This is a genomic window from Streptomyces sp. NPDC043746 (assembly GCF_056436485.1).
This window is the reverse complement of sequence record NZ_JBWKCM010000014.1, coordinates 75638-102170: the sequence shown is the minus strand read 5'-3', so window position 1 is coordinate 102170 and position 26533 is coordinate 75638. Positions and strand designations below refer to the sequence as shown.

Here is a 26533-nt window from a genome sequence, read left to right as displayed (position 1 = left end):
CTTCTATATCTGGAGCCCTCGTGGACAAGCCCGCCGAGATGTTCGACCGGGACTATGAGTGGTCGGCGCTGAGCCGGTTCATCACCGATCCGCAGCCCGGCGCAACTCTGGGCGTGGTCTCCGGGCGCCGCCGCCAGGGCAAGACGTTCCTGCTGGACGCCGCCTGCCGTGCCGCCGGAGGGTTCTATTTCGGAGCGACCGAGGCCGCCGATGCCGAGTCGCTACGGCGGATCAGCACAGCGCTGACCGCCCACGTCCGCCCCGCCAGCCCGTTCCACTTCGCCGACTGGGCAGAGGCCGTCGACGCACTCCTCGCGCTCGGCGCCGAGCGGCCCGTCCCCGTGGTGATCGACGAGTTTCCGTACCTCGCCAAGGCCAACCCGGAGCTGCCCTCGCTCATCCAAGAGGCGTTGCGGCCTCTGCGTGACCAGCGCACCGGCTCCCGCACCCGGCTGCTGCTGTGCGGCTCGGCGCTGTCCTTCATGGGGCGGCTGCTCCCGGGTAACGCCCCACTGCGCGGACGAGCCGGGCTGGAGTTGGTCGTCCGGCCCCTCGACCACCGCCTCGCCGCCGAATTCTGGGACATCACCGACCCTCACCTGGCCATGAAGGTGAACGCGATCGTGGGCGGCACCCCGGCCTATCGGCGCGAATTCGCACGCGGCGACTCGCCAAAGGGTCCGGACGACTTCGACGACTGGGTCGTCCGCACCGTCCTCAATCCCGAAACCCCTCTCTTCCGCGAGGCCCGCTATCTACTGGCCGAAGAACCCGACCTCCGCGACACCGCCCTGTACCTGTCCGTCCTGGCCGCCGTCGCCGACGGCAACGCCACACGCGGGGGCATGGCCGGCTACCTGGAACGCAAGGCCACCGACATCGCCCATCCCATCAACGTCCTCGAAGACGCAGGCCTGCTCCACCGGGACGCCGACGTCTTCCGCGACAACCGGCCCACCTACCGCATCGCCGAACCGCTGATCGGCTTCTACCACGCGATCATGCGACCGGTCTGGGACAAGCTCGAACGCCCCGGCAGCGCGCCACGGGTCTGGCAAGCCAGCCGTCGCCGCTTCGTCAGCAATGTCCTCGGGCCCCATTTCGAACAGGTCTGCCGCGACTGGGCATTGCATCACGCCGACCCCGAGCTCCTGGGCGGTCTGCCCGCCCGCGTAGGACACGGCGTCGTCCACGACCCCAAGGCCCGCACCGGCCACGAGGTCGATGTCGCGGCCATCGGAATCGCCGACGGCGCCAAGCCTCCGCTCCTGGCCATCGGGGAAGCCAAGTGGAACGACACCCTGGGCATCGCCCACATCGAGCGCCTCCGGCACATCCGGGACCTCACCGCCCAGGCCGGGCGCTACGACACGACCAACACCCGGCTCATCTGCTTCAGCGGAACCGGATTCGACGACAAAGCACACGCCGCAGCGGCTGCCGACCCGGACATCCGACTGATCGACCTGGCTACTCTCTACGGCCAGGTCTGACATCTCGGCGTCGCCCGAAGGTCAGCCTTCGGCACCTCGCAGCACCGCCAGCAGTTTCCCTACCGTTCCTTCAGTATGGGAAGCAGGTAGATCAGCACCATGCTGAGTGGCGTCGGCAGGCAGAAGCCCACGATTGCTCTCCGAAGTTGGTAGCGGCGACCGGTCCACCACTTGTCCAGGAAGGGGAGAAGAAGGCTGCTGATAGCCAGCAGCAGCGTGCCCTGCAACACCAGCGCTGCATCACCGCGCGCCAAGCCGAATGCCTGACAGGCCCAGCCGTACAGGAGGGCCCGATCAGGACCAGGCTAGGCAAGAAGATGATCGCAAGCCGACGCCCTGCTCTCCGCTCCGCGGCCTCCATCATTGCTCTCACCGGGCAATACGTTGAAGGGCCCCACCGCTTGGGGCCCTTCGCGGTTGTCTCAGCCCTCGTTGTCCTGGTCTTTGTCCACAAGGGTTGTTTCCGGGGCTCCCGGATCGCTGTCCCGATCGTCCAGGCCGCCTCCTTGAGAAGGTCATCGGGCACGTGGAGGTACCGCGCTCGCATCCTCACGGCGCCACCCGGCTCCCCTCCCGTGACCTGGTCGATGCCCCGGGCTGGATCACCCAGCAGCATCAGCACCGTTCTGGGGGGGTGCCGGGCATCGCGAAGCCGGCCGTCCCGAGCCTGTGCGCCTTCAAGGAGCCGCTTCTGCACCCCCTCCGTCGCCGGACGGCGTCCACGCCGTTGATCGGGGTCCCCTCGTGTTCCAGGATCGAGCAGGCGCTCGGGGCGCGTCACGCTCCGTGGACGCGAACGTGGTCTCGGATCCGGCCGTCCTCGGTCATGCCCGCCTGCAGAAAGGGTCCATGGGGCCGGGCTCAGAGGGCCATCGCGTAGAGGATGAAGGTCGCACTCCGGAAGTCGTCGGTGACGCCGAAGTAGACGGTGCCGTCGGCGATGGCCAAAGGCGTCTTGATCTCGCTCTCGAGGACGGCGTCGAAAGACCAGCGCTCGCGGCCGGTGCGGGCCTCCACGACGTACAGCGTGCTCTTCCTGCCCTTCTGGCTTCGCCTGGTGGCGATGCAGACCGCGCCGTCGCCGACGGCCGGGTCGAGGACCGCGATGCCGCCCAGGGGAAAGCGCCAACGCGGCTTGCCGTCGGCGGCGTTGAGGGCGAACAGAGTGTCCGTGAAGTCGTGCACGTAGACCGTGCCGTCGGCGGTGACCGGGCCGGAGGGCTGGTATTTCGACACACGGAAGGACCAGCGCCGCCCCCCGTCGGCGGCGTCGACGGCGTACAGCCTGCCGTCGGAGCCGGAGTAGTAGACGGTGCCGTCGGCAACCACGGCGGGCGAGAACACCGGGGAGTCGCTGGTGGAGTGGTGTACCCATCGCTTCCGACCGGTGGCGGCGTCGACAGCGTGCAGCGCGCCCTCGCTGTCCCCGATGTAGGCGGTGCCGTCGACGACCACGGGAGCGGTCGTCGTGATCGAGGTGGCGTCCTTCCAGGGGTAGCTGTAGACCCAGCGCTGCTTGCCGTCGGTGGCGTCCACGGCGAACAGCCGGCCCCTGCTGCCGCAGACGTAGACGAGGCCGTCGGCTGCCGCCGGGGCCGTCGCCGGTGGGTCGGCGGCGGTGAAGGACCAGCGCAGCCTGCCGTCGGCCGCGTCGAGCGCGTACAGCCTGTCGCGGGGAGAGGTCAGGTGGACCGCGCCTTCGGCGGCCTCGGGGCGCTGGAGCAAGTCACCGTCGATGGGGAAGGTCCAGCGCTGCTTGCCGTCGGTGGCGTCGAAGGCGTGCAGGGCGACGCTGCCCTTCAGGCCCTTGGAACCGGCTACGTAGACAGTGCCGTCGGCGCCCGTCGCGCCGCTCATGGCGGAGAAGTCCGGGATGGACCAGAGTCGGGTGCCGCTCTTGGCTCCGGGGCGGGCGACGCCCTTCTGGGCGTCCTTCTCGCCATCGCTGCTGCCGATGAGCTTCCAGGCGGTGAAGCCGATGCCCGCTGCCCCCAGGGCGGCAACGGCGGCCAGGACCTGGCGGCGCGAGCGGACCGGGGCGTCGCCGGTCCGAGGCCGGGCCGCCGGCGGAGGTGGAGTCGGCGGTATGCCGGGCGTCGGCAGGGCGGGCACCGGTGCCGCGAGGGCGGTCGGCGGGTGGGCCGGGCCCGGTGCCGGCGCTCTGCCCGTACGCGTGGTGTCCTGGTGCACGGCCGGATCGCTGCCCGCACCGGCCTCCTGGAGCGCCGACGCCACGGGCCGGGGCAGCCAGCCGTGCTCGGTGTGCGGCCGGGGCGCCTCCTGCCCCTCGCCCTGCAGCGCATGGGCCAGTTCCTCCAGGAGTGCAGCCACGGCGGGCCGCTGCTGTGGTTCCTTGGCCAGGCATCTCGCCACCACAGCGCCGAGCACCGGGGGCAGCCCGCTCAGGTCGGGCTCCTCATGGACGATGCGATAGTGCAGAGCGTGCGGCGCCCCGGTTCCGAACGGACCCGAGCCGGTCGCGGCGAAGACCAGTACCGCCCCCAGCGAGAACACGTCGCTCGCCGGCCCGACCCGCCCACGCGTCGCCAGCTGCTCCGGGGACATGAACCCGGGAGTCCCGACGACCATGCCGGTCTGGGTGAGCGCGCTCACGTCGTCAGCCATCGAGATCCCGAAGTCGATCACCCTCGGGCCGTCCGGCGCCAGCAGCACGTTCGACGGCTTCAGATCCCGGTGTACGACCCCGGCGCCATGGATGGCCTCCAGCGCCTCGGCCAGCCCCGCCCCCAGCGCCAGCACCGCCGTCTCGGACCATGCGCCGTGCTTCGCTATCGCCTCGTCCAGGGACATCCCCGGTACGTACTCGGTGGCCAGCCACGCGGGGGACCCCTCCAGGTCGGCGTCGACCACCGCGGCAGTGAAGACCCCGGTGACCCGACGGGCCGTCGCCACCTCCCGGGCGAACCGCTGCCGGAACCCGGTGTCCTCGGCGAGTTCCGCGCGCACCACCTTCACCGCCACGGACCGGCCTCCGGGCGAACGCCCCAGGAAGACCCGGCCCATCCCGCCCGCGCCGAGCCGCGCCGTAATCCGATACCGGCCCACCTGACGCGGGTCCCCCGCCTCCAGCTCTGCGAACACCAATCCGCCCCCCTCGGCCCCCCGCTGAGATCGGAACAGCTGCGGGGCAATGCACGATACCGACCGACACCGGGTGATCAAGTGCGCCGAATGCCAAGGGCGTTCGTCAGAGCGGCCGTCGGCTCGGTGGCGTCAATGTCGGGCGCAGGGCGAGCAGCTCAGCGACCGACCGATCGAGCTCGGTCCGCATCCCTCGTCGCCGGGGTCGACGCGGCTGGCGCTGCGGGCGAAGCCGACACCCAGAACCGCGCGTGACCTGCAGTCCTTTCGCTGACGGCTGGTTACAGTTCCGGCTGCATTCACATGCACCCAATTCAGGCATTTCAGGGAACCGGACAGCCCCTTCCCCGCCGCGATGAGGCGACCCGCGAGTCATCCCCGCCCGCTAGGGTTCGGGAGCCCGGGCCCCGGCCCCGAACCGGGCGCTCGATGGGCACGGGACCGAGGGCTCCTGATCCAGGACCGTCATCGCCACGGTCCGGCCCGTATGCCCGCCGAGGTGGCGCTCGCGCTCGGCGGGCCCGGCTGGCACGCCCCGTTCCACCCCGCCCCGCCTTCCGCGGGCTTGACACCGTCACCCCGAGGGAGTCGACCAAGAGGCGTCGGCCGCCGCCCCGGCCTTCGCCGCCGGTGCCGGCTCGGTCCTGTCGGTCCGCTCGACGACCGCGCCGGCCCGGCTGAAGTCCGGCGGGATCGGTGCACGTGAACTGGCAGGGATCGGCAAGGCCGCCCGGGCCGACGATGTCGTCGTACGCCTCACCCCGGAAACCGCGTACGCCGCCGCCCTGATCGCCCGGGACGGCAAGCACCGCAGCGCAGGTGCGGTCGACCTCGTCGTCGCGGCGACTGCCGAGTTGCAGGGGCTCACCCTCCTGCACTGCGACCACGACTTCGACTGCATCGCCGCAGTGACCGGCCAACCCGTCCAGTGGTACGGCCCGGAGGGCCATAAGTAGCCGAGCAGTAGTTGCGGTTCTGGTTGCGTTCGCCTCCGTCCGGGGCCGTCCGGACAAGGTCACCCAGGACGAGCCGCCGCAGGTCGGGACGGGTGCGGCCCCCGACGGACGGGCGTCCGAACATAGGGAAAGCGTGTTGGGGGCAACCCCTCACGAGTTCGGATCTCGCATCCTCCGCAGCCGCCTGAACGGGCGAAACGGAGAGCTGGATCGCTGATTGCGATCAGACGGCGCGCTCTCGGGGGTGAACCCCCACGTACGCCACCTGCGGCGCACATGGGATGCGCCATCCTTGGTCTGTGCACGGGCCGCATCTGGTCCGCTCGTGCGTTCCCGACCTCGCGAGGTGTTCCTGTGACGTCCCGGTCCACGCTGACGGCCTGGCTTGCCGGTCTCGATGCCCCCCGGCTGGGGCGTGTGCTCGCGCTGCGGAAGGACGTCTCGGCTCCCCCTGAGCCGCGCTCGCTGGACGAAGTGGCCGAACGTCTTCTGCGACCGGGCTCGGTGGCGCTCGCCCTGCCCCAGCTCCCGCTGCCGTGCCTCCAGGTGGCCGAGGCCCTGGCCGCCTTGGGGACACCCATGCCGTGCGGCACTCTGGCGGAGGCGCTGGGAGCGGCGACACCCACCGCCGTCCGGGAACTCGACGCCGTGCTGGAGACTCTGGCCGATCGCGCGCTGATCTGGCCCGATGGCGACGGAAGACTCCGCATGGCCGCGCCAATGCGGCAAGCCTGGGAATCGCCCTTGGGCCTTGACGCTCCGTTGGAGGAGCTCCTGGAGGGCGTGTCGTCCGAGGAGCTGCGCGGCATGCTCGTCGCGCTGGGCAGCAAGCCGCCCGGCACCCGGCAGCAGCGCACGGCCGCCCTCCTGCACCACCATGGCGATCCGGAACGCATCGCCTCCATGGTCGCGAAGGCTCCCTCCTCTGCCCGCGAGCTGCTCGAACACCGAGCGAGGTCCGCACCGCGGCACACGGAGCTCATCGTGTCCGGGGCCCCCGATTCCGATTCCCGGCCCGGCGAGCGATGGGCCCTCGACCGGGGCTTGCTGATCCGGAGCCGTCACGGATACGGGCCGGCCCGCATGCCCGCCGAAGTGGCACTCGCACTCCGCGGCCCCGACTGGCATGCCCCGTTCGATCCCGTACCGCCTGCCGCAGAGCTGGTGTCCGTCGCCGCTGCGGAGGTGGAACGAGAGGCGGCGGCAGCGGCCACGGGCTTCGCGGCCCACGCCGCCTCGGTCCTGTCGGTCTGCTCGTCGGCACCCCCGGCCCGGCTGAAGTCCGGGGGGATCGGCGCACGTGAACTCGTCCGGATCGGCAAGGCCGCACAGGCCGACGACGTCGCGGTGCGTCTCGTCCTGGAGGCCGCGTACGCGGTCGGACTCTTGGCCAGAGACGGCCACCGCGTCGCGCCCACCCAGAAGTACGACGCCTGGGCGGCGCAGGAACCCGCGGCACGGTTCGCCGTACTGCTCCAGGCATGGTGGAACCTGCCGCTCACCCCGTCCCAGGCCCGCGACGAGGAGAACAAAGCGCTACCCGCCTTGGCCGGAGCGTCTCCCTGCGACGGCTGCCTGCAGGCGCGCAGGGGACTCCTCACCGCTGCGGCACAGCTCCCGGAGGGGCTGGGCGCGCGGGTCGCCACGGATCTGGGCCCGTCCGCGGCCTGGCACCGTCCGCTCGCCCACCTGTCCTTCCAGGACGAGGCGCCGTTCACCACCGCGGTCCGCGAGGCCGAGCTGCTGGGCGTCATCGCCCGGGGCTCACTCTCCCCGCTCGGTGCGGCTCTGCTGGCCGGCGACGCCGAGGTGCTGGCCACCGAGTGCCGACGGCTGCTGCCGAAGGCCACCGGCACAGCCCGGCTCGGCAGCGATCTCACGGCCGTCGTCAGCGGCGCGCCCGCGGGGAGCCTCGCCGAACTCCTGGACGCGACCGCGGACCGGGAGACGAGCGGGGTGGCCTCGGTATGGCGGTTCAGCGCCGCCAGCATCCGACGGGCCCTGGACGCCGGTCTCGCTCCGGACGAAGTCTCCGCCGAGCTGGCCGCCATCGCCGAGGGGCCCCTGCCACAGCCCCTGTCCTACCTCATCGCCGATGCCGCACGCCGTCACGGCCGTGTGCGCGTCGCTCCCGCCGCCTGCGTCATCCACGGCGACGAGCCGTCCCTCCTGGCCGAAATCGCCGCCCACCGAGGGCTCTCGCCAATCGGGCTGCGGCAGCTCGCCCCGACGGTGCTCGTCAGCGCCGGCACGCCTGATCAGACCCTTGCCGCCCTGCGGGACCAGGGCTATGCCCCCGTCGCCGAGGCCCCGGACGGGACCGTACGCGTCGAGAGGGTTCCGACCCAGCGGGCAGCCGCTGTTCCGACCGCACGGAAGCCATCCGCGAAGACCGGCGGACGACTCGTGGCGCACACGGCGGCTGCGGTGTCGGAGGCCGTCGACTCACACGCTGTGGCTGTCCGACTGCTCGCGGCCCCGCCGACCCTGCCGGACCCCGATCCCTTCGGCGCCGGAGGCCCCTTCGGGACGGACACCGAGGAGATCGTCGCCGGGTACGCGAAGCAGCTGACGTACGCCGACGTACGCCAGCTCGGTCACGCCCTCGACGCCGGCACCGCCATCGCGATCGAATACGTCTCCGCCTCGGGCGCCCGCACCGTGCGCACCCTCACCCGCCTCGAACTCGACCCGCCCTACCTCGAAGCCTGGTGCCACCTGCGTGAAGCCGAACGAGTCTTCACTCTGTCCCGCATCCACAGCGTCATGCCGACAGGGCACGCCTGAGGCGCGGCACGAGGGGGACTGGCTTTGTTCACCGAGGAACTCGTGAACAGACCCAGGTGACCGATGGGGGGTCGCTGTCGATGGAACGGGCTCAGGCGGGTGCGACCCGGCCCCCGTTCTCGCTGCGCACCGGGCGGGCCTGCGTTGCGCGCCTCCTTGCCCCGGCGAACCAACGGTGTCACCATTGGTTCAAAATTAGCGGGCGAGCGTCTGTGAGGTGCGGTGACATGGTGGGCGAGAGCAAGTGGGCGACCGGGGTCGCGGCGGCTGCGGCGGTCGTGGGGGCCGCCGCGGGGGCGCGGTGGGCGTGGCGGCATCAGGACGAGCTGATGATGCGCCCGCCGTTGAACGAGTGGACGTTCGCGCACATGTCGTTGCTGCTGCCCTCGGAGACCGTGCCGCGGGCCGGCCGCCCGAGTGTGCTGCCGCGGGCTCCCCGGCGCCTGGAGTTCACGTACGAGTGGGACGGGGTGAGGTACACATCGGCCGATCTGCACACCCGGACGCGTACGACAGGGTTCGCGGTCGTGCACCGGGGGCGTCTGGTGCACGAGGCCTACCCGGGCCGGTTCGCGGGGCCGGACCGCCGGTTCCAGCTGTTCTCGCTGACGAAGTCGGTGACCTCGGTGCTGGTGGGGATCGCGCTGGAGGAGGGCGCGATCGGGTCGACGGACGACAAGGCCGTCACGTACTGCCCGGAGCTGGCCGGTTCGGCGTTCGACGGGCCGACGGTCGAGGACCTGCTGCAGATGAGCAGCGGGGCGGGCGGGGAGGAGGACTACGAGGACCCGCAGGCCCCCGTCAACCGGCTGATGCGCGCGGTGGCCGGGCAGGGGGGCACCGTGCTGGAAGCCGTGCGGTCCGTGCCGCCGCACAGCACGCCGGGCACCCGGTTCAACTACTCGACGCTCGACACCCAGGTGCTGGGCTGGGTCCTGGAGGCGGCGACCGGCCGGACGCTGGCGCAGTACGCCGCCGAGCGGCTGTGGGGGCCGGTCGGGGCGGAGTGCGACGCGTACTACGCGCTGTCGCGGGGGACGCCGCGTACGGCCGTCGGGGGCGGGTCGTTCAACGCCACGGTGCGGGACATGGCCCGGCTCGGCCTGCTGATGGCCCGCGAGGGCCGGTGGGGCGGGGAGCAGGTCGTCCCGCAGGCGTGGGTGGAGCGCGGCCGCGGGGCCGGTCTGCCGCATCTGGAGGTCGGTGCGCTCGGTGAGCGGTACCCCGCCCACTACGGGTACGCCAACCAGTGGTGGACCCTCGGCGGGGCGGGGCGGGCCTTCACCGGTCTCGGGATATACGGGCAGTTCCTCTGGGTCGACCCGGATGCCGACGTGGTGGTGGTGAAGACCAGCGCCTGGCCGGTGGCCGACGACCCCGCACTGGACGGCGAGACCGCGGCGGCGCTCACCGCTCTGGTGGCCCACCTGTCGGCAGATGGATAACGGAGCGGCAGAGCGTGCGGATGGACGAGTACGGGCAGGTGGGAGCCTCTGGAGGGTCCGCTCGCACGCCCCCGGGGTCGCGGCCGCCGCGCCCTAGGATGGAGGCATGACCGATCCCGACAGCCCGGCCCCCAGATCCGCCGGCGCCAGGCGGGGGCGGCCCCCGTCGAACGCGCTCAGCCGGGAACGCATCCTGGACGCGGCCCTGGCGGTGCTGGAGCGGGAAGGTCCGGAGGCGCTGACGCTGCGCAGGCTCGGCGCGGACCTGGGGTCCAACCACACAGCGGTGCTGCGCTACTTCTCCGGCAAGGACGACATCCTGCTCGGCCTCGCCGAGCGCCTGATCGCCGAGGCCGTCGACGGCTTCGAGCCCGGCCCGACCTGGCGGGCGACGCTGACCGGGCTGGCCCGCCGGGTGCGCGGGGCCTGCCTGGCGCACCCGGCGCTCGCCGTACTGGTCGCCTCCCGGGTGTCCCGGCGCGACGCGGAGTTCCGGGGCGCGGACCTGGTCATCGGCGCGCTGCTGAAAGCGGGATTCGGCGCGCGGGAGTCCGCCCGCTACTACCGGGCGCTGGTCGACGTCACACTGGCGATGAGTTCCTTCGAGGCCGCGTCGGCCATGCTGGGCGGGCCGGAGCGGGAGGGCGACCGGATGGCCTGGCAGCGCGAGTACCTGATGGCCTCGCCTCAGCGCTTCCCGCAACTCGCCTCCGTAGCACCGTATTTGGCACAGGCCGACGAAGACGATCAGTTCGAGTTCGTGATGGGGCTGCTGCTGGACGCGGTAGAGGCGCGCTCCGGCCACCCCGCGTGAAGCGGCACCGGCCCGGAGTCGGCCGACCCCCCGTCGTATCTCCCTCCTGGCCTTGCGGGGCAGTGGGCGGGGGCGGGGGCAGGGGCGAAGGTGCGGGAAGCGATGACCGGGCGGCGGCGGGCGGACCGCCCGGCGCCCTCCTCAGAACCTCTCCACCGTCGCGCCCTCGGGGACCTCGTAGCAGCCCGACGTGAGCGTGATCCCCAGGCTCGGCTTCGCCCGCTCCCGGTACTGGACGATCCAGGCGCTCACCTTCTTCTTGTCGTTGTCGGCGACAAGGTTCAGGTTCCTGTTCTCGCTGTTGTCCCGGTACTCCCTCTTCAGTACCCAGTCACCGGTGCTGAGCTTCTTCTTGAGGTTCTCCATCGCCACATCCGTGTCCTCGGCGGACGCCGGCAGGAAGTTCCACGGGTGGTACACGCTGAAGAAGCGCTCGGGGTCCTTCCCCTCGCACTCCTTGACCCCCGGACCCGGCTCGGACGCCTTCCCGGGCACGCCGAGGTACGTGTAGATCCGGCTGGAGACGGCCTCGAGCGCGTCCGCCGCCTCGTCCGTGGTGGCGACACCCGCGTACGGGAGGCCCCCGGACGGTCCGCCGGATTCCGCCGAACCGCCGTCGCTCGCGGAAGAGTCGGGAGCGGAGCTCGGGCCGGTGTTGCCGCTGTCGGAGTCGGTCATGCCACATCCACTGAGACTGAGGAGGAGAAGGCCGGTCAGGGCGAGGGTGAGGGCGGCGGGGGCCCGAGGGGCGCGGCGCACGGGGGGACCGGTCGCGGATCGGAGTCGGGGGCGGAGTCCAGGTCGGAGCACGGAGAACCTCGGTCGGGAGCGGAAGCGGGGGCCGAAAGGGGCGAGGGAGGGGAGAAGGGGCGCCTCACTCCGGCCTGGTGACGTCACCGTACTCACCCACCACCACCAGCGCCTGGTTCTTCAGCGCCGTCGAGGACTCGTCCCAGTAGCCGCTGTGCCCCTCCACCCCCTTGGTCGCCGTCGATCCGGCGCCCTCCGGGGCGGTGTTCATCTGGTTGGCGCCGAAGACCTCGTCGCTCGGGATGAGGAACACTCCGCCGCCCAGTCTCCACTGGCTGCCGCCGTGGCCCCAGCGGCCGATGTCGGGGACCGGGTCGCCGTCGGCCTCCGCGTTCCACACGTGCCCCTTCGGTACGTCCATCTCCTCGGCCGATCCGACCTTGACGCCCGGGCTCCCCGCGAAGATCACGTCGTCCGCGTTCAGCTCGCCCTTCTGCGCGGCGGCCCCGATGAGGGTGGTGCCGTAACTGTGGCCGATGGCCGTGCGGTGCGGGTCGCCCGGGCCGCTGTGGGAGGTCTCCAGGCCGTCCAGGAACTGCCGGTAGGCGGGGGCGCCGTCGTACGCGTAGTGCTCGAAGGGCGCGTCCTTGACGATGTCCTGCGGGGCGTCATAGCCGAGCCAGGTGATGGCCGAGACGGACGCGCCGGGCGTCGCCTCCTGGGTCTGGCGCCAGAGCTGGGTCATCCGGTTGATGTCGCCCTCGACCTTGCTGAGGTTCGACGTGGTGCCGGGCACGTACACCGCCTGGTGCTCGGAGGTGTCCGGGTTGCCCGTGGCGATGATGGCCCGGCCGTTGCCCTCGGCACTGAACCCGAGCAGGTACGCCTCGGGGAGGCCGCGTTCGCCGGTCTGGTCGAAGCGGGTCCGGATCGCGTCCATGCCCTTGAGCGAGGCGTTCAGCCGACGGTAGTCGTCCCCGTACTTCTTGTCCCAGGCCATCCACTCGTCGGTGTGGACCTTGACGGGGTAGCGGCCCGAGGTGATCCAGGTCCACTCGTTGGCGGGCGGGGCGGGGATGCCGTTCAGCTGGAGGCGGTGGGCGGCCTGTGTCTCGTCGAGGACGACCCGGTTCGCCTCGTCCCGGATGTCGGAGGGAAGCCCGTCCAGCCTGCCGACCAGCGCCGGGTCCAGGGAGAGGTACGCCTCGCGGTCCTCGGGGCTGAGCCCCGCCCACCAGTCGGCGTTCTCCTTCGGGGTGCCGTCCTTCGGCGGGGCGCCGATCGCGTCCAGGTAGGCCTTGCCCGCCTCCCGCACCCCCTCCATGTCCGACCGCGCGTCCTTCCAGTCGGCGTCGGAGACGGTGAGGTCGTCGTCCGCCTCCAGCGCCCGCACCTTCGGGGCCCACTTCGCGTCCGCCTCGCTCGCCGCCTTCAGCGCTTCCGCGATCCGGTCGGCGATCTCCTGCGCCACCGCCGCGTGCGGGTTGGGCTGGAACCTCGCCGCCTGGCGGCCGACGGCCTGCGCGGTGGGGTCGGTGAGCCCGTTGGTGGAGCCGCCCTCGGGGGGAAGCTCGACCCCGTTGCGCGGCGCCGCCGCCGGGTAGGTGACGCTGCCGTCCGGTCCGACCGTGAACTTACGGGACTCGGCGTCGTCGAGCGCCGACAGCAGCTTCTTCCGGGCCGCGTCCATGTCGTGGGCGAACCCGTTGAGCGCGGCGCTCACCAGGCCGCACTGCACCTGGGTGTAGTGGAAGTTGGCCGCGAGCAGCTTCAGCTCCTCGAGCGCCGCGTCGGCCGCCTCGCCCCGCAGCGACTTCCGTATCCCGGCGGCGACGACGTTCTCCACCTGGTCCTTGGCCTCGGCGGCCATGTCACCGGTGGCGCGGTAGCCGTCGGCGGCCTGCTCCCACTCAGCGGGCCTGAGCTGCTTGAGCGTCGTGAGGTTCACCGGGTCCCCGTCACCGCCCCGCGCTCTTGCCACCGATGGCGGGCGTGTCCGCGTACTCGGTCTTGATCTTCCCGAACTCGCCGACCACGGCCTGGTCGGTCAGCAGCAGGTCGTGCCCGGTCTTCTCCAGGATTCCCTTGACGCTGCCGCACCGCTTGCCGAGTTCCCTGACGTACCGGTCCCACGACGTGTGCACGGTCTTCTGCGCCCCGGCCGTCAGACAGCCGTCGCCCGCGCCGAGCCCCTGCTGTCCCTCCCGCAGCTTGCCCACTGCCTTGTCGAGGGGCTCCCGCAGCGCGCCGACGCCCGCGCCCGCGTCGTTCCACGCCTTCTTCGTGGACTTCACTCCACCGGTGACGCTGCTGGTACCGGCTCCGGTCCCGGGGCGGTCCTCCGGCGGCAGCTGGTTGAGGCGCATCCCGGTCTGCTCCCCGGGCTCCGTCCCGGCGCCCTGGCGCTGGGAGGCGTCCTGCTTCAGCCGCTCCCACTCTTCCCATGGCATGTGCCCGTACTCCCCCTCGTCGGTCTCCCCCTCGTCGGGCGTCGCCCCGGCAACGTACCAAGCCGGGGTTTCCGGAAGGAGAGCTCGCCCCGCCCCCTCCCCGGACCCTCACCTGCCCCACCCCGTCGCCCCACGACCGTGATCGCGTCGGCTCCGGGGCGGGCAGGGCAGAGGGAAGACGAGCCGGGGAGGGAGGGGCCGGGGCCCGTCAGTCCTCGCCCTCCAGGTTGCCCTCCGTCTCCAGGTAGACCTGGCGCAGCGCGTCGAGGACCGCCGGGTCCGGCTTGGCCCACATGCCGCGCGACTCGGCCTCCAGCAGGCGTTCCGCGATGCCGTGCAGGGCCCAGGGGTTGGCCTCCTGGAGGAACTGGCGGTTCTCCGGGTCGAGGACGTACGTCTCGGTGAGCTTGTCGTACATCCAGTCCGCGACCACGCCCGTCGTGGCGTCGTAGCCGAAGAGGTAGTCGACCGTGGCCGCCAGCTCGAACGCGCCCTTGTAGCCGTGGCGGCGCATCGCCTCGATCCACTTGGGGTTGACGACCCGGGCACGGAAGACGCGGGAGGTCTCCTCGACGAGCGTGCGCGTGCGGACGGTCTCGGGGCGGGTGGAGTCCCCGATGTACGCCTCCGGGGCCTTGCCCTTGAGCGCGCGCACGGTGGCCACCATGCCGCCGTGGTACTGGAAGTAGTCGTCCGAGTCCGCGATGTCGTGCTCGCGGGTGTCGGTGTTCTTCGCGGCGACCTCGATGCGCTTGTAGGCGCTCTCCATCTCCTCGCGGGCCGGGCGGCCGTCGAGTTCGCGGCCGTAGGCGTAGCCGCCCCAGACCGTGTAGACCTCCGCGAGGTCGGCGTCGGTGCGCCAGTCGCGGGAGTCGATGAGCTGGAGGAGGCCGGCGCCGTACGTGCCGGGGCGCGAGCCGAAGATGCGGGTGGTGGCCCGGCGTTCGTCACCGTGCTCGGCCAGGTCGGCCTGGGCGTGGGCCCGTACGTAGTTCTGCTCGGCCGGTTCGTCGAGCGAGGCGGCGAGGCGTACGGCGTCGTCGAGCAGCCCGATCGTGTGCGGGAACGCGTCCCGGAAGAAGCCCGAGATGCGGAGCGTGACGTCGATGCGCGGTCGGCCCAACTCCTCGTACGGGATGGGCTCCAGGCCCGTCACGCGGCGCGAGGCGTCGTCCCAGACGGGACGGATGCCCAGCAGCGCGAACGCCTCCGCGATGTCGTCGCCCGCCGTGCGCATCGCGCTCGTACCCCAGAGGGAGAGGCCGACCGAGGTGGGCCACTCGCCGTTGTCGGTGCGGTAGCGGGTGAGGAGGGAGTCGGCCAGGGCCTGGCCCGTCTCCCACGCCAGCTTGGAGGGGACCGCCTTCGGGTCGACCGAGTAGAAGTTGCGGCCCGTGGGGAGGACGTTGACCAGGCCGCGGAGCGGGGAGCCGGAGGGGCCCGCCGGGACGAAGCCGCCGTTCAACGCGTGGACGGCGTGGGTGAGTTCGTCGGTCGTCGCCGCCATGCGCGGGACGACCTCGGTGGCCGCGAAGGCGAGGATGTCCGCCACGGCGTCCGGCAGGCCGGCGGCCACGGCCGCCACTGCCGCCGGGTCCCAGTCCGCGTCGTCCATCGCCTGGACCAGGGCACGCGCCTGCTCCTCGATCGCGTCCGCGTCGGTGCGGGTGGCGGCCGACTCGTCGAGGCCCAGGGCCTCGCGCAGGCCGGGGAGGGATGCCGTACCGCCCCAGATCTGGCGGGCGCGGAGCACGGCGAGGACCAGGTTGACCCGGTCGTTCCCGGCGGGCGGGTTGCCGAGGACGTGGAGCCCGTCGCGGATCTGAACGTCCTTGATCTCGCAGAGCCACCCGTCGAGATGCATGATGAAGTCGTCGAAGCCCTCGTCCTCCGGGCGGTCCTCCACCCCGAGGTCGTGGTCGAGCTTCGCTGCCTGGATCAGCGTCCAGATCTGGGCGCGGATGGCCGGGAGCTTCGACGGGTCCATCGCGGCGATCTGGGCGTGCTCGTCGAGGAGTTGCTCCAGCCGCGCGATGTCGCCGTAGCTGTCGGCGCGGGCCATGGGCGGCACGAGGTGGTCGATCAGCGTGGCGTGGACGCGGCGCTTCGCCTGCGTACCCTCGCCCGGGTCGTTCACCAGGAACGGGTAGACCAGGGGGAGGTCACCGAGTGCGGCGTCGGGGCCGCAGGCGGCCGAGAGGCCCGCGTTCTTGCCGGGCAGCCACTCCAGGTTGCCGTGCTTGCCCAGGTGGATCATCGCGTCCGCGCCGAACCCGTTGTCCTCGGCGGAGGCGGCGATCCAGCGGTAGGCGGCCAAGTAGTGGTGGGACGGCGGGAGATCGGGGTCGTGGTAGATCGCGATCGGGTTCTCGCCGAAGCCGCGCGGCGGCTGGATGAGGATGAGCAGGTTCCCGCGCCGCAGGGCGGCGAGGACGATGTCCCCCTCCGGGTTGGCGGAGCGGTCGACGAACATCTCGCCGGGGGCCGGGCCCCAGTGCTCCTCCACCGACTCCCGCAGCTCCTGCGGGAGTCGGGCGAACCAGCGGCGGTAGTCGGCGGCCGGGATCCGGACCGGGTTCTTCGCCAGCTGCTCCTCGGTCAGCCACTCCTGGTCGTGGCCGCCCGCCTCGATGAGGGCGTAGATCAGCTCGTCGCCGTCGCCGGAGACCAGGCCCGGGATGTCCTCCTCCGGGCCGAAGTCGTACCCCTCGGCGCGCAGTCGCCGCAGCAGGGCCACGGCGCTGGCGGGGGTGTCGAGGCCGACCGCGTTGCCGATGCGGGAGTGCTTGGTCGGGTAGGCGGAGAGCACCAGCGCGATGCGCTTCTCCGCGTTCGGGATGGAGCGGAGCTTCGCGTGGCGTACGGCGATCCCGGCGACCCGGGCCGCGCGCTCGGCGTCGGGCACGTACGCCGGAAGCCCGTCCTCGTCGATCTCCTTGAAGGAGAACGGGACCGTGATCAGCCGGCCGTCGAACTCCGGCACCGCGATCTGCGTGGCCGCGTCCAGCGGGGAGACGCCCTCGTCGTTCTCCTCCCAGGCGCTGCGCGGGCTGGTGAGGCAGAGCGCCTGGAGGATCGGCACGTCGAGCTGGGTCAGCGCGCCCGCGTCCCACGACTCGTCGTCGCCACCGGCCGACGCCTCGGCCGGCTTGGTGCCGCCCGCCGCGAGGACGGTGGTCACGATGGCGTCGGCGGCGCGGAGGGCGTCGACCAGGTCGGCCTCCGGCGTACGGAGAGAGGCGACGTACAGCGGGAGCGGCCGGGCCCCCGCGTCCTCGACCGCCGCGCACAGCGCGTCCACGAACGCCGTGTTGCCGCTCATGTGGTGGGCGCGGTAGTAGAGGACGGCCACCGTCGGCGCGCCCTCGGGCAGCTCCCGGGCGTCCCGCTCCAGCGGGCCCCACGCGGGGGCCGGGGCGGGCGGCTCGAAGCCGTGGCCGGTCAGCAGCACGGTGTCGGAGAGGAACCGGCCCAGCTGCTCCAGGTTGGCGGGCCCGCCGTGCGCGAGGTACGCGTGCGCCTCGGCCGCGATCCCGATCGGCACGGTGGAGGCGGCCATCAGCTGGGCGTCCGGGGCCTGTTCACCGGTCAGCACGACGACAGGCCGCCCGGTGGCCAGCACCGCGTCGAGCCCTTCCTGCCACGCCCGGACGCCACCGAGGAGCCGTACGACGACGAGGTCGACGCCGTCCAGCAGTTCCGGCAGGCCGTCGAGGTCGAGGCGGGAGGGGTTGGCGTACCGGTAGGTGACCGGCCCCTCGGAAGCGCGGGCGCTCAGGAGGTCGGTGTCGGACGTCGACAGGAGCAGGATCATGCTGCGTCAGGCCTTCCTCGGGGTGTCCACGCCCCGGGTGGTGTCGGAGGGTTTCCCCGGGCGGCCCGGCGGCTACCGGGCACTCGGAGAAGGGAGTTCCTGACTCGTCCGGCAGCCGGTGGTGGCGGCCGGACTCACAGTGGCGGGACCGCGCCGGAATCTCACCGGGCTTCCTCCCCTGTCGCCGTCTGGCGATGGCGGCCTGAACGGACCACCGCCTGCATCCTAAGCGGCGAGGGCGGGAGCGGGGCAGGGGGCGGGGGTGCGGTGGTGATCACTGTTTGGGGGGTGGGCGGATGGTGCTGTCGCGGGGGAGCACTGTGGTGCGGAGGCTGTCGCGGAAGGGGGCTCTGTCCCTGGCGCCCCTGGACGGTCTGTCCTGGTGTCCCTGGACGGTCTGTCCTGGTGTCCCTGGACGGTCTGTCCTGGTGTCCCTGGGCTGTTCGGGAGGGATCCGGCCCCGTCGCCTCTGTTCCGGTGGCCGCCCTCCCCGTGCGTCCACCGTCACCGTGGCCGTCGGCCCCCGCCTCTGTCCCTCAGGTCACAGCCGCGAGCCTGCCGCCGGGACCGGCCCGGTCGGTATGCTCGCCGCCATGCCCGATTCCGCCCCCTCGCCCGTTTCCGCGGGTGGCGCCTCCCCCCGCACCGGCGGCGACGCCTGCCCCGGAACGCTGCGGCTGCACCGGGCGGACGACGGGGCTCTGGCCCGCGTACGGATACCCGGCGGTGTGCTGACCGCCGACCAGGCGGACACGCTGCTGGCCGCGGCCGAGCGGTTCGGGGACGGTGAGCTGCATCTCACCTCGCGGGGCAACGTGCAGCTGCGCGGTCTCGGTTCCGGGTGCGGCGGCGCGTTGGCCGCTCTGCTCACGGGCGCCGGGCTGCTGCCCTCCGCCGCGCACGAGCGGGCCCGCAACATCGTGGCGTCGCCGCTGGCGGGGCTGGACGGTTCGCCCTCGCTGACGGGTTGGCTGGGAGAGCTGGACCGGCTGGTGTGCGGTTCCTCCGCCGCCGCGACGCTCTCCGGCCGCTTCCTGTTCGCCCTGGACGCCGGCGGCGGTGACGTGGACACGCTGGGGGCGGACGTGACGCTGATCGCCGAGGGGCCACACGCCCTGCTGCGGATCGGTGCGGAGGACAAGGTGTTCCGGCTGCCGTCCGCCGCCGAGGCACCGCGCGCCGCGCTCCGGGCCGCCGAGGCGTTCCTCCGCGCCGCCCAGGACAGCGCCGCCGCCAAAACCCCCGCCGCTGCACAGGACTTCGCCGCCGCTGCCCAGAACTCCGCCGCCCGGGACTCCGCCGTTGCCCGGGACTCCGGAAGCCCGGACTCCGCAGCCCAGGGCCCCCGCTCCAGCGCCCGCGACTCCACCCCCCGGAACTCCGCCGCCTGGCGCGTGAAGGACCTGCCCGACGACGTACGGACCGAGCTGGTCAGGGCCATCGGCACGGCGGCGGGCCCGGCCGTCCACCGCCCGCGCCCCCGCCCTCGCGAGGCGGCCGCTCCCGCCCCCGGTCCGGTCGGCTCGACGACCGCGCTCAGCGTCGACGTACCCCTGGGGCGGCTCACCCCGGACCAGTGGCGGCTGCTCACGGAGACGGCCAGGAGGTACGGCGACCAGCTGCGGCTCACCCCCTGGCGCGGGATCGTCGTCCCCGGCCCCTTCCCCGGGGAGGAGGCGGCCGAGGTGCTCCGCGCGCTGTCCGGGGCCGGGCTGATCACCACCCCCGACTCCCCCTGGACCGGTGTGGGAGCCTGCATCGGCCACCCCGGCTGCGCGAAGTCGCTGGCCGATGTACGCGCCGAGGCGGGGGCCGCCGTGGGGCGGCCCGGGCGGCTACCTGTGTACTGGTCCGGGTGCGAACGCCGCTGCGGCCACCCCCACGGAGAGTGGATCGACGTGGTCGTCACACCGGACGGGCACCGAATCTCGCACGTACGGGGCGAGCGGCGGGGCGCCCCGACGACCGTGCGGAACGATCCGGGGCGGCTGGCGGCGGCGGTGGCCGACGCCCGCGCCTGAGCGCCCCGCAGTCCCCAGCACCCCGAAGTCCCCACCAGCACCCCGCAGTCCCCCACGTAACGGCAGAAGAAAGCGACAGCACTGTGCACCAGTACGAGAAGGACGGACCGGCGATCTACCGCCAGTCCTTCGCCACCATCCGCGCGGAGGCGGATCTCGCCGGGCTGCCCGCCGATGTCAGCCAGGTCGCCGTCCGGATGATCCACGCCTGCGGCATGGTCGATCTCGTACGCGACCTCGCCTTCTCACCGAACGCCGTGGCCGACGCCCGCGCCGCGCTGCGCGCAGGCGCACCGATCCTCTGCGATGTGGCGATGGTGGCCAGCGGGGTCACCCGCAAGCGGCTCCCGGCCGACAACGACGTGGTGTGCACGCTCTCCGACCCGTCCGTGCCCGAGCTGGCCGCGAAGATGGGCACGACCCGCAGCGCGGCGGCCCTGGAGCTGTGGCGGGACCGGATGGAGGGGGCGGTCGTGGCCGTGGGCAACGCGCCGACGGCCCTGTTCCGCCTCCTGGAGATGATCGAGGAAGGGGCCCCGCGCCCCGCCGCCGTCATCGGCGTCCCGGTCGGCTTCGTCGGCGCGATGGAGTCCAAGGACGCCCTGGCCGCGCACCCGTCGGGCCTGGAGCACCTGATCGTCCGGGGCCGACGCGGCGGCAGCGCGATAGCGGCGGCGGCGCTCAACGCCATCGCGAGCGAGGAAGAGTAGGAGTGAGCGAGATCAGCGGAAGCGCAATCGGAGTCGGCGGCGGCAAGCTCTACGGCGTCGGCCTCGGCCCCGGCGACCCGAACCTGATGACGCTGCGGGCCGTCCAGGCCATCGGCGAGGCGGACGTCGTCGCGTACCACAGCGCCCGCCACGGCCGCTCGATCGCCCGGTCCATCGCGGCGGCGCACCTGCGGCCCGACCACATCGAGGAGGCCCTGGTCTACCCCGTCACGACGGAGACCACGGACCACCCGGGCGGCTACCGGGGCGCGCTGGAGGAGTTCTACGAGAAGGCCGCGGCCCGGCTCGCGGCGCACCTGGACGCGGGCCGGACCGTGGCGGTCCTCGCCGAGGGCGACCCGATGTTCTACGGCTCGTACATGCACATGCACAAGCGCCTGGCCGACCGGTACGCCACCGAGGTCATCCCGGGCGTCACCTCGGTGAGTGCGGCGGCGGCCCGCCTGGGCACGCCCCTCGTGGAGGGCGAGGAGATCCTGACGATCCTGCCCGGCACGCTGCCGGAGGAGGAGCTGACGGCCCGGCTCGCGGCCACCGACACGGCGGTGGTGATGAAGCTGGGGCGTACGTTCCCGGCGGTGCGCGGCGCGTTCGAGGCCTCCGGCCGGCTGGCCGAGGCGCGGTACGTCGAGCGGGCGACGATGGCCGGGGAGCGTACGGGCGAACTGGCGGACATCGACCCGGCGTCGGTGCCGTACTTCTCGGTGGCGGTGCTGCCGAGCCGGGTGGACGCGCCGCGCCCCGCGCCTGCGACCCCCGGAGACGTGGTCGTGGTCGGCACCGGCCCGGCGGGCCCGCTGTGGCTGACCCCGCAGACGCGGGGCGCGCTGGCGGCGGCCGACGCCCTGGTCGGCTACACCACCTACCTGGACCGGGTCCCGGTCCGCCCCGGCCAGGCGCGGCACGGTTCGGACAACAAGGTGGAGTCGGAGCGGGCGGAGTTCGCGCTGGACCTGGCCCGGCGGGGCCACCGCGTCGCGGTGGTCTCGGGCGGCGACCCGGGGGTCTTCGCGATGGCGACGGCGGTGCTGGAGGTGGCCTCGCAGGAGGAGTACGAGGAGATTCCCGTACGGGTCCTGCCCGGGGTCACGGCGGCCAACGCGGCGGCGGCGCGCGCCGGTGCACCGCTCGGCCACGACTACGCCACGATCTCCCTCTCGGACCGGCTCAAGCCGTGGGAGGTCATCGCGGAACGGCTCCGCGCCGCTGCCCTGGCCGACCTGGTCCTCGCCCTCTACAACCCGGGCTCCAAGTCCCGCACCTGGCAGGTCGGCCAGGCCCGCGACCTGCTGCTGGAGCACCGCTCCCCGGACACCCCGGTGGTGCTGGCGCGGGACGTGGGCGGCGCGACGGAGTCCGTACGGACAGTGCGGCTGGCCGATGTCGACCCGGCGGAGGTGGACATGCGGACGCTGCTGATCGTGGGCTCGTCGCAGACGCGCTGGGTGCGGCGGGGCGGTTCCGGGGCGGACCAGGGCATCGTCTGGACCCCGCGCCGCTACCCGGAGACGCCGGAGCCGTCCGCGCCTTCGGAACCTTCCGCCCCCTCGGAGCCGTCCGCGCCCTCGGGGACCTGCGCGCCTTCGGAGCCGTCCGCGTAGAGCCTCCGTACGACCCATTCCGCGGCCTCGTCCGGCGTGGCGGCCACCGGAACCCCTCCGGGAACCGGTGGCCGCCGCACCACGACGACGGGGATCCCGGCCTCACGGGCGGCGGTGAGCTTGGGGGCGGTGGCGGCTCCCCCGCTGTCCTTGGTCACCAGCACATCGATGCGATGCCGCCGAAGGATCTCCCGCTCCCCCTCCAGCTCGAACGGCCCCCGGTCGAGGAGCACGTCCATCCGGGCCGGTGCGGGCGGCTCCGGCGCGTCGACGGACCGTACGAGGAACCACAGCGCGTCCAGGTCCGCGAAGGCGGCGAGCCCCATCCGCCCGGTGGTGAGGAAGACCCTCTCCCCGAGTGCGGGCAGCAGTTCGGCGGCCTCGGCGAGCGAGGCGACGGAGTGCCAGCGGTCGCCGTCCTGGGCCACCCAGCCGGGGCGGCGGAGGGCGAGGAGGGGAACATGGGCCTGCGCGGCGGCCCGGGCCGCGTTCCGGCTCATGGTGGCGGCGAAGGGGTGGGTGGCATCGACGAGGCCGTCGACCCGGTGCGCACGCACCCACTCCGCCAGCCCCTCGGGCCCCCCGAACCCACCGACGCGGACCTCCCCCGGCGGCAGCCGGGGAGAGGCGACCCGCCCGGCGAGCGAGGTGGTGACCCGGACGCGCCGGTCACCGGCAAGACTCTCGGCCAGCCGGCGGGCCTCGGTCGTCCCTCCCAGAACAAGCACATGCACAGGCACAGGCACAGGCATCGAAACGGACTCTTCTCATGAACGCTGAGGCACGGGGTACGGGCGGCGACGGGGCACCGGCGGCGGGCACCGGGCTCCGCGGGGGCCGCGATGCCCAACTCAAGCACACCGGGCTGCGCCCCGGCTGGACGACCGGTGCCTGCGCGACGGCGGCGACCACGGCCGCGTACACGGCGCTGCTGACCGGCGACTTCCCGGACCCGGTGAGCATCACGCTGCCGAAGGGCCAGACACCGGCGTTCGCGCTGGCGGTGGAGGAGCTGGGGCCGGGCCGGGCGAGCGCCGGGGTGGTGAAGGACGCGGGGGACGACCCGGACGTGACGCACGGGGCGCTGGTGAGGGCGACGGTACGGAGGTTGCCGCCCGGGTCCGGGGTGGTGTTCCGGGCGGGCCCGGGCGTGGGGACGGTGACGCTGCCCGGCCTGCCGCTGGACGTCGGGGAGCCGGCGGTGAACCCGGTCCCGCGCCGGTTGATGCGTGAGCATGTGGAGCGGGTGGCGGCGGAGCACGGGGAGCCGGGCGACGTGGAGGTGACGGTGTCCGTGGACCACGGCGAGGAGATCGCCCGCTCGACGTGGAACGGCCGCCTCGGCATCCTGGGCGGCCTGTCGATCCTGGGGACGACGGGGGTGGTGGTCCCGTACTCCTGCTCGGCGTGGATCGACTCGATCCGCCGGGGTGTCGACGTGGCGCGGGCCGCGGGCCTGACCCACGTGGCGGGCTGCACGGGCTCGACCTCGGAGCGCACCGTACGCGCGGAGTACGACCTGCCGGACATCGCGCTGCTGGACATGGGGGACTTCGCGGGCGCGGTCCTGAAGTACGTACGCCGCCACCCGATCGACCGCCTCACCGTCTGCGGCGGCTTCGCCAAGCTCTCCAAACTGGCCGCGGGCCACCTGGACCTCCACTCGGCCCGCTCCCAGGTCGACAAGGCCTTCCTGGCCGCCTTGGCCCGCCAGGGCGGCGCGGACGAGTCCCTGGCCGCCGAGATCGCCACAGCCAACACGGGCCTGGCGGCCCTGCGCCTGTGCGAGGCGGCGGGGGTGCCGCTGGGGGACCTGGTGGCGGCGCGCGCCCGCGACGAAGCCCTGTCCGTGCTGCGGGGCGCCCCGGTGGCCGTGGACGTGATCTGCATCGACCGGGCGGGGGCGGTGGTGGGGCGGGGGTAGCGAACCGTCCCCGCCACCCGTCGGCGGACACGTACGCGTGCGGTCTCGCGGGGAACTGACGGGCCCGGTGCTCCCGCAGACAGGGGTCTCCAGGACTGCCGTCATGGGGGAGGCCTCCTCCGGGTCGGCCCCGGCCGGGGGCGATGACAGAAGGACACCTCGTGCCGGGGTCGGCGCGACAGGCGACACCCGTACAGCGCGACGCGATCGCACGTGCTGCACGTGCCGTATACGGAGGTCGCCGCACCACCCAAGGCGTGGGTGGCGGCAGGCGGACCTCGGCGCACGGGCCTGGTGGCAGTGGGGGGCAAGCCGGAACGGACGACCGCCGGGCTTCCGTCCGCGGGGCGTGTCCCACCGGGTGGGGTACGCACCGCCGGGCCATCCGGCACACGGTCACCGAGGTCCATTCACACCACCCCGGACCGAAGGTCTTCGGGAGCCGGCGAGAGCAGCGGGTCTGCGCTCCACCTGGCAGCCCTGGCGGGAGAACCACCACCCGAGCGTGTCCGGTGACTCAGGGCCCGGGAACAGGCCCCGGGAGCGCATCAGCACACATGCCGGTCCCGCCCCACCGAGTACAGGTGGCTGTCCCGGAACTGCTCAGCCCCCAGCGTCCGCCCCACCATGATGACCGCCGTCCTGATCACGCCCGCCGCCTTCACCTGCTCGGCGATCGAGTCCAGCGTGCCCCGCAGCACGATCTCGTCCGGGCGGGACGCCATCGCGACCACCGCGGCCGGGCAGTGGGCCCCGTAGTGCGGCAGCAGCTCCTCCACCACCCGGTCCACGTAGCGGGCCGCCAGGTGGAGGACGACCAGGGCGCCGCTGCGGCCCAGGGTGGCCAGGTCCTCGCCGGGCGGCATGGCCGTGGCGCGCTGGGCGATGCGGGTCAGGATCACCGTCTGGCCGACCGTGGGGACCGTCAGCTCGCGCTTCAGGGCCGCGGCAGCGGCGGCGAAGGCGGGGACGCCGGGGACGACCTCGTAGGGGATGTCCGCCTCGTCCAGGCGCTTCATCTGCTCGTTCACCGCGCTGAACACCGACGGGTCCCCCGAGTGCAGCCGCGCCACGTCGTGGCCGTCCGCATGGGCCCGTACGAGCTCCTCGGTGATCTGGTCGATGTCCAGGTTCGCCGTGTCGACCAGGCGGGCGCCCGCCGGGCACTCGGCCAGCAGCTCGACCGGGACCAGGCTGCCCGCGTACAGGCAGACCGGGCTGGCGGCGAGCAGTCGCGCGCCGCGCACCGTGATCAGGTCGGCGGCGCCCGGGCCCGCGCCGATGAAGTACACCGTCATGTTCGATCTCCTGAGACTGAGGGTTTGCGTACCGACCACTGCGTCACCGGCATCGCCTGGCGCCAGCCCGTGAACCCGCCCACCGGGACCGCGTGCGCCACCGCCAGCCGGGTCAACTCCCCGCCGTACGCCCGGTGCCGCTCTCCCAGCAGCGCCTCCGACTCCAGCGTCACCGTGTTCGCCACCAGCCGGCCCCCCGGCCGCAGCGCCTCCCAGCACGCGTCCAGCAGGCCCGGTGCCGTCAGACCGCCGCCGACGAACACCGCGTCGGGCGTTTCCAGTTCGGCCAGGGCGGCGGGGGCCCGGCCGGTCACGACGCGCAGCCCCGGGACCCCCAGGCGTTCCGCGTTCCGCGTGATCCGCTCCGCCCGCACCGGGTCCCGCTCCACGCTCACCGCACGGCAGGCGCGGTGCGATCGCATCCACTCGATCGCGATCGAGCCCGAGCCACCGCCCACGTCCCACAGCAGCTCCCCGGGTGCGGGCGCCAGGGTCGCGAGCGTGGCCGCCCGGATGTGGCGCTTGGTGAGCTGGCCGTCGTGTTCGTACGCCTCGTCCGGCAGGCCCGGGGCCGTGCCCAGCCGCAGCGCGTCCGCCGTCGCCCGGCACTCGACCGCGATGACGTTCAGGCGGTCGCCGGGGGCGTGCGCCCAGCTCTCCGCGGTGCCGTCCGCGTACGCCTCCGCCTCGCTGCCCAGCTGCTCCAGCACCCGCATCCGGCTCGGGCCGAAGCCGTGGGCCCTGAGGAGGGCCGCCACCGTGGCGGGCGTCGTCGCGTCCGCGCTCAGGACCAGCAGCCTTTGCCCCTCGTGGAGGAAGAGCGCGAGCCGCGCCACCGGGCGGCCCACCAGCGTCACGACCTCCGTGTCCTCCAGGGGCCAGCCCAGCCGCGCGCAGGCGTACGACACCGAGGACGGATGCGGCAGCACGCGCAGCGCCCCCACCTCCACGCCCTCCGGCCCCAGCTCCTCCGCGATCGCGCGCCCGATCCCGTAGAACATCGGGTCCCCGCTCGCCAGCACCGCGATCCGGCGCCGCCCGTGCTCGGCCAGCAGCCGGGGCACGGCGGGGCGCAGCGGCGACGGCCACGCGACCCGTACGCCCGCGCACTCCGGGGGCAGCAGGTCCAGCTGGCGCGCCCCGCCGATCAGCACCTCCGCCTCCCGCAGCGCCCCGCGCGCTCCGGCGGGCAGGCCGGACCACCCGTCCGCGCCGATCCCCACGACGGAGACGGACGGCGGGGGCAGGGCTGGAGATGGGGGCACGGGCCGGGACCTCGTCGTTCGGGAGGGGAGGACAGTGAAGTGGGAGGACAGGGAGGTGGGAGGAGGGGGAAGCGGGAGGAGA

General features: G+C 73.2%; 18 protein-coding genes, 1 pseudogene and 1 riboswitch. Of the genes and pseudogenes, 9 read left to right on the top strand and 10 right to left on the bottom strand.

The annotated features are described in order from the left end of the window. Positions 1-20 precede the first annotated feature (20 nt). Complete coding sequence (locus AC0682_RS17355) at positions 21-1493, top strand: AAA family ATPase (protein ID WP_478533694.1); 1473 nt, start codon at positions 21-23, stop codon at positions 1491-1493. Positions 1494-1552: 59 nt separating this feature from the next. On the opposite strand, the gene AC0682_RS17350 is transcribed toward AC0682_RS17355, so the two are convergent. The 3 genes and pseudogenes from AC0682_RS17350 to AC0682_RS17340 all read right to left on the bottom strand — a co-directional run bounded on the left by AC0682_RS17350 (position 1553) and on the right by AC0682_RS17340 (position 4595). Further along, entirely contained in the window at positions 1553-1747 is a 195-nt protein-coding gene (locus tag AC0682_RS17350) for a hypothetical protein (protein ID WP_478533692.1), read from the bottom strand. 168 nt (positions 1748-1915) lie between these two features. After that, positions 1916-2184, bottom strand: a pseudogene (locus tag AC0682_RS17345) (site-specific integrase); the annotation flags it as partial. Positions 2185-2354: 170 nt separating this feature from the next. After that, positions 2355-4595 (bottom strand): serine/threonine-protein kinase, encoded by a 2241-nt coding sequence (locus AC0682_RS17340; RefSeq protein WP_478533759.1) that lies wholly within the window; start codon positions 4593-4595, stop codon positions 2355-2357. A 644-nt stretch (positions 4596-5239) separates the two neighbouring features. Between AC0682_RS17340 and AC0682_RS17335 the strand changes: the two genes are divergently transcribed. The 4 genes from AC0682_RS17335 (at position 5240) to AC0682_RS17320 (ending at position 10597) form a co-directional block, all read left to right on the top strand. Continuing rightward, positions 5240-5551, top strand: coding sequence for a PIN domain-containing protein (locus AC0682_RS17335; RefSeq protein WP_478533757.1), 312 nt, complete (start codon positions 5240-5242; stop codon positions 5549-5551). Positions 5552-5905: 354 nt separating this feature from the next. Further along, on the top strand, positions 5906-8338 hold the full coding sequence (locus AC0682_RS17330; protein ID WP_478533690.1) for a helicase-associated domain-containing protein: 2433 nt from the start codon (positions 5906-5908) through the stop codon (positions 8336-8338). Between the two features lie 227 nt (positions 8339-8565). Continuing rightward, positions 8566-9783: a serine hydrolase domain-containing protein gene (locus AC0682_RS17325; protein ID WP_478533689.1), complete on the top strand. Its 1218-nt coding sequence runs from the start codon at positions 8566-8568 to the stop codon at positions 9781-9783. A 106-nt stretch (positions 9784-9889) separates the two neighbouring features. Then, positions 9890-10597, top strand: coding sequence for a TetR/AcrR family transcriptional regulator C-terminal domain-containing protein (locus AC0682_RS17320; protein ID WP_478533687.1), 708 nt, complete (start codon positions 9890-9892; stop codon positions 10595-10597). 141 nt (positions 10598-10738) lie between these two features. On the opposite strand, the gene AC0682_RS17315 is transcribed toward AC0682_RS17320, so the two are convergent. From AC0682_RS17315 to cobN, 4 genes are all read right to left on the bottom strand, one after another. Further along, complete coding sequence (locus AC0682_RS17315; RefSeq protein ID WP_478533685.1) at positions 10739-11275, bottom strand: hypothetical protein; 537 nt, start codon at positions 11273-11275, stop codon at positions 10739-10741. A gap of 196 nt (positions 11276-11471) precedes the next feature. Further along, on the bottom strand, positions 11472-13295 hold the full coding sequence (locus AC0682_RS17310; protein ID WP_478533684.1) for an alpha/beta hydrolase: 1824 nt from the start codon (positions 13293-13295) through the stop codon (positions 11472-11474). Positions 13296-13305: 10 nt separating this feature from the next. Further along, positions 13306-13797 carry a hypothetical protein gene (locus AC0682_RS17305; RefSeq protein WP_478533682.1) on the bottom strand — a complete coding sequence of 164 codons (492 nt, stop codon included), beginning with the start codon at positions 13795-13797 and terminating at the stop codon, positions 13306-13308. 208 nt (positions 13798-14005) lie between these two features. Then, positions 14006-17611 (bottom strand): cobaltochelatase subunit CobN, encoded by a 3606-nt coding sequence (cobN, locus tag AC0682_RS17300; protein WP_478533681.1) that lies wholly within the window; start codon positions 17609-17611, stop codon positions 14006-14008. A gap of 93 nt (positions 17612-17704) precedes the next feature. Further along, positions 17705-17787: riboswitch (cobalamin riboswitch) on the bottom strand. Between the two features lie 405 nt (positions 17788-18192). On the opposite strand from cobN, the gene AC0682_RS17295 reads away from it, so the two are divergent. The 3 genes from AC0682_RS17295 to AC0682_RS17285 all read left to right on the top strand — a co-directional run bounded on the left by AC0682_RS17295 (position 18193) and on the right by AC0682_RS17285 (position 21964). Then, positions 18193-19632, top strand: a complete 1440-nt coding sequence (locus AC0682_RS17295) for a cobalamin biosynthesis protein CobG (RefSeq protein WP_478533679.1) — start codon at positions 18193-18195, stop codon at positions 19630-19632. Positions 19633-19715: 83 nt separating this feature from the next. Beyond that, the gene (locus AC0682_RS17290; RefSeq protein ID WP_478533678.1) at positions 19716-20342 is read left to right on the top strand and encodes a precorrin-8X methylmutase; all 627 of its coding nucleotides are present in this window, start codon (positions 19716-19718) and stop codon (positions 20340-20342) included. A gap of 2 nt (positions 20343-20344) precedes the next feature. Continuing rightward, positions 20345-21964, top strand: coding sequence for a precorrin-2 C(20)-methyltransferase (locus AC0682_RS17285; RefSeq protein ID WP_478533676.1), 1620 nt, complete (start codon positions 20345-20347; stop codon positions 21962-21964). Here the strand turns inward: AC0682_RS17285 and AC0682_RS17280 are convergent. Further along, entirely contained in the window at positions 21862-22716 is an 855-nt protein-coding gene (locus AC0682_RS17280) for a cobalt-precorrin-6A reductase (protein WP_478533675.1), read from the bottom strand. The two genes, AC0682_RS17285 and AC0682_RS17280, sit on opposite strands and share 103 nt — an antisense overlap. A gap of 17 nt (positions 22717-22733) precedes the next feature. Here AC0682_RS17280 and AC0682_RS17275 point away from each other — a divergent pair, with 17 nt between their 5' ends. Next, positions 22734-23888: a cobalt-precorrin-5B (C(1))-methyltransferase gene (locus AC0682_RS17275; RefSeq protein WP_478533673.1), complete on the top strand. Its 1155-nt coding sequence runs from the start codon at positions 22734-22736 to the stop codon at positions 23886-23888. Between the two features lie 548 nt (positions 23889-24436). On the opposite strand, the gene cobM is transcribed toward AC0682_RS17275, so the two are convergent. Continuing rightward, a complete protein-coding gene (gene cobM / locus AC0682_RS17270; protein WP_478533671.1) occupies positions 24437-25186 on the bottom strand; it encodes a precorrin-4 C(11)-methyltransferase in 750 nt (249 codons plus the stop codon). After that, positions 25183-26451, bottom strand: a complete 1269-nt coding sequence (gene cbiE / locus AC0682_RS17265) for a precorrin-6y C5,15-methyltransferase (decarboxylating) subunit CbiE (RefSeq protein WP_478533669.1) — start codon at positions 26449-26451, stop codon at positions 25183-25185. The genes cobM and cbiE overlap by 4 nt, the downstream gene beginning before the upstream one ends. Between the last annotated feature and the right edge of the window lie 82 nt (positions 26452-26533).

What these genes read in the sequence shown, in the direction of transcription:
- AC0682_RS17325 (WP_478533689.1), top strand. Translation starts at nt 8,566, where the DNA reads ATGGTGGGCGAGAGCAAGTGGGCGACCGGGGTCGCGGCGGCTGCGGCG.
- AC0682_RS17320 (WP_478533687.1), top strand. Translation starts at nt 9,890, where the DNA reads ATGACCGATCCCGACAGCCCGGCCCCCAGATCCGCCGGCGCCAGGCGG.
- AC0682_RS17315 (WP_478533685.1), bottom strand. Translation starts at nt 11,275, where the DNA reads ATGACCGACTCCGACAGCGGCAACACCGGCCCGAGCTCCGCTCCCGAC.
- AC0682_RS17305 (WP_478533682.1), bottom strand. Translation starts at nt 13,797, where the DNA reads ATGCCATGGGAAGAGTGGGAGCGGCTGAAGCAGGACGCCTCCCAGCGC.
- cobN (WP_478533681.1), bottom strand. Translation starts at nt 17,611, where the DNA reads ATGATCCTGCTCCTGTCGACGTCCGACACCGACCTCCTGAGCGCCCGC.
- AC0682_RS17295 (WP_478533679.1), top strand. Translation starts at nt 18,193, where the DNA reads ATGCTCGCCGCCATGCCCGATTCCGCCCCCTCGCCCGTTTCCGCGGGT.
- AC0682_RS17280 (WP_478533675.1), bottom strand. Translation starts at nt 22,716, where the DNA reads ATGCCTGTGCCTGTGCCTGTGCATGTGCTTGTTCTGGGAGGGACGACC.
- AC0682_RS17275 (WP_478533673.1), top strand. Translation starts at nt 22,734, where the DNA reads ATGAACGCTGAGGCACGGGGTACGGGCGGCGACGGGGCACCGGCGGCG.
- cobM (WP_478533671.1), bottom strand. Translation starts at nt 25,186, where the DNA reads ATGACGGTGTACTTCATCGGCGCGGGCCCGGGCGCCGCCGACCTGATC.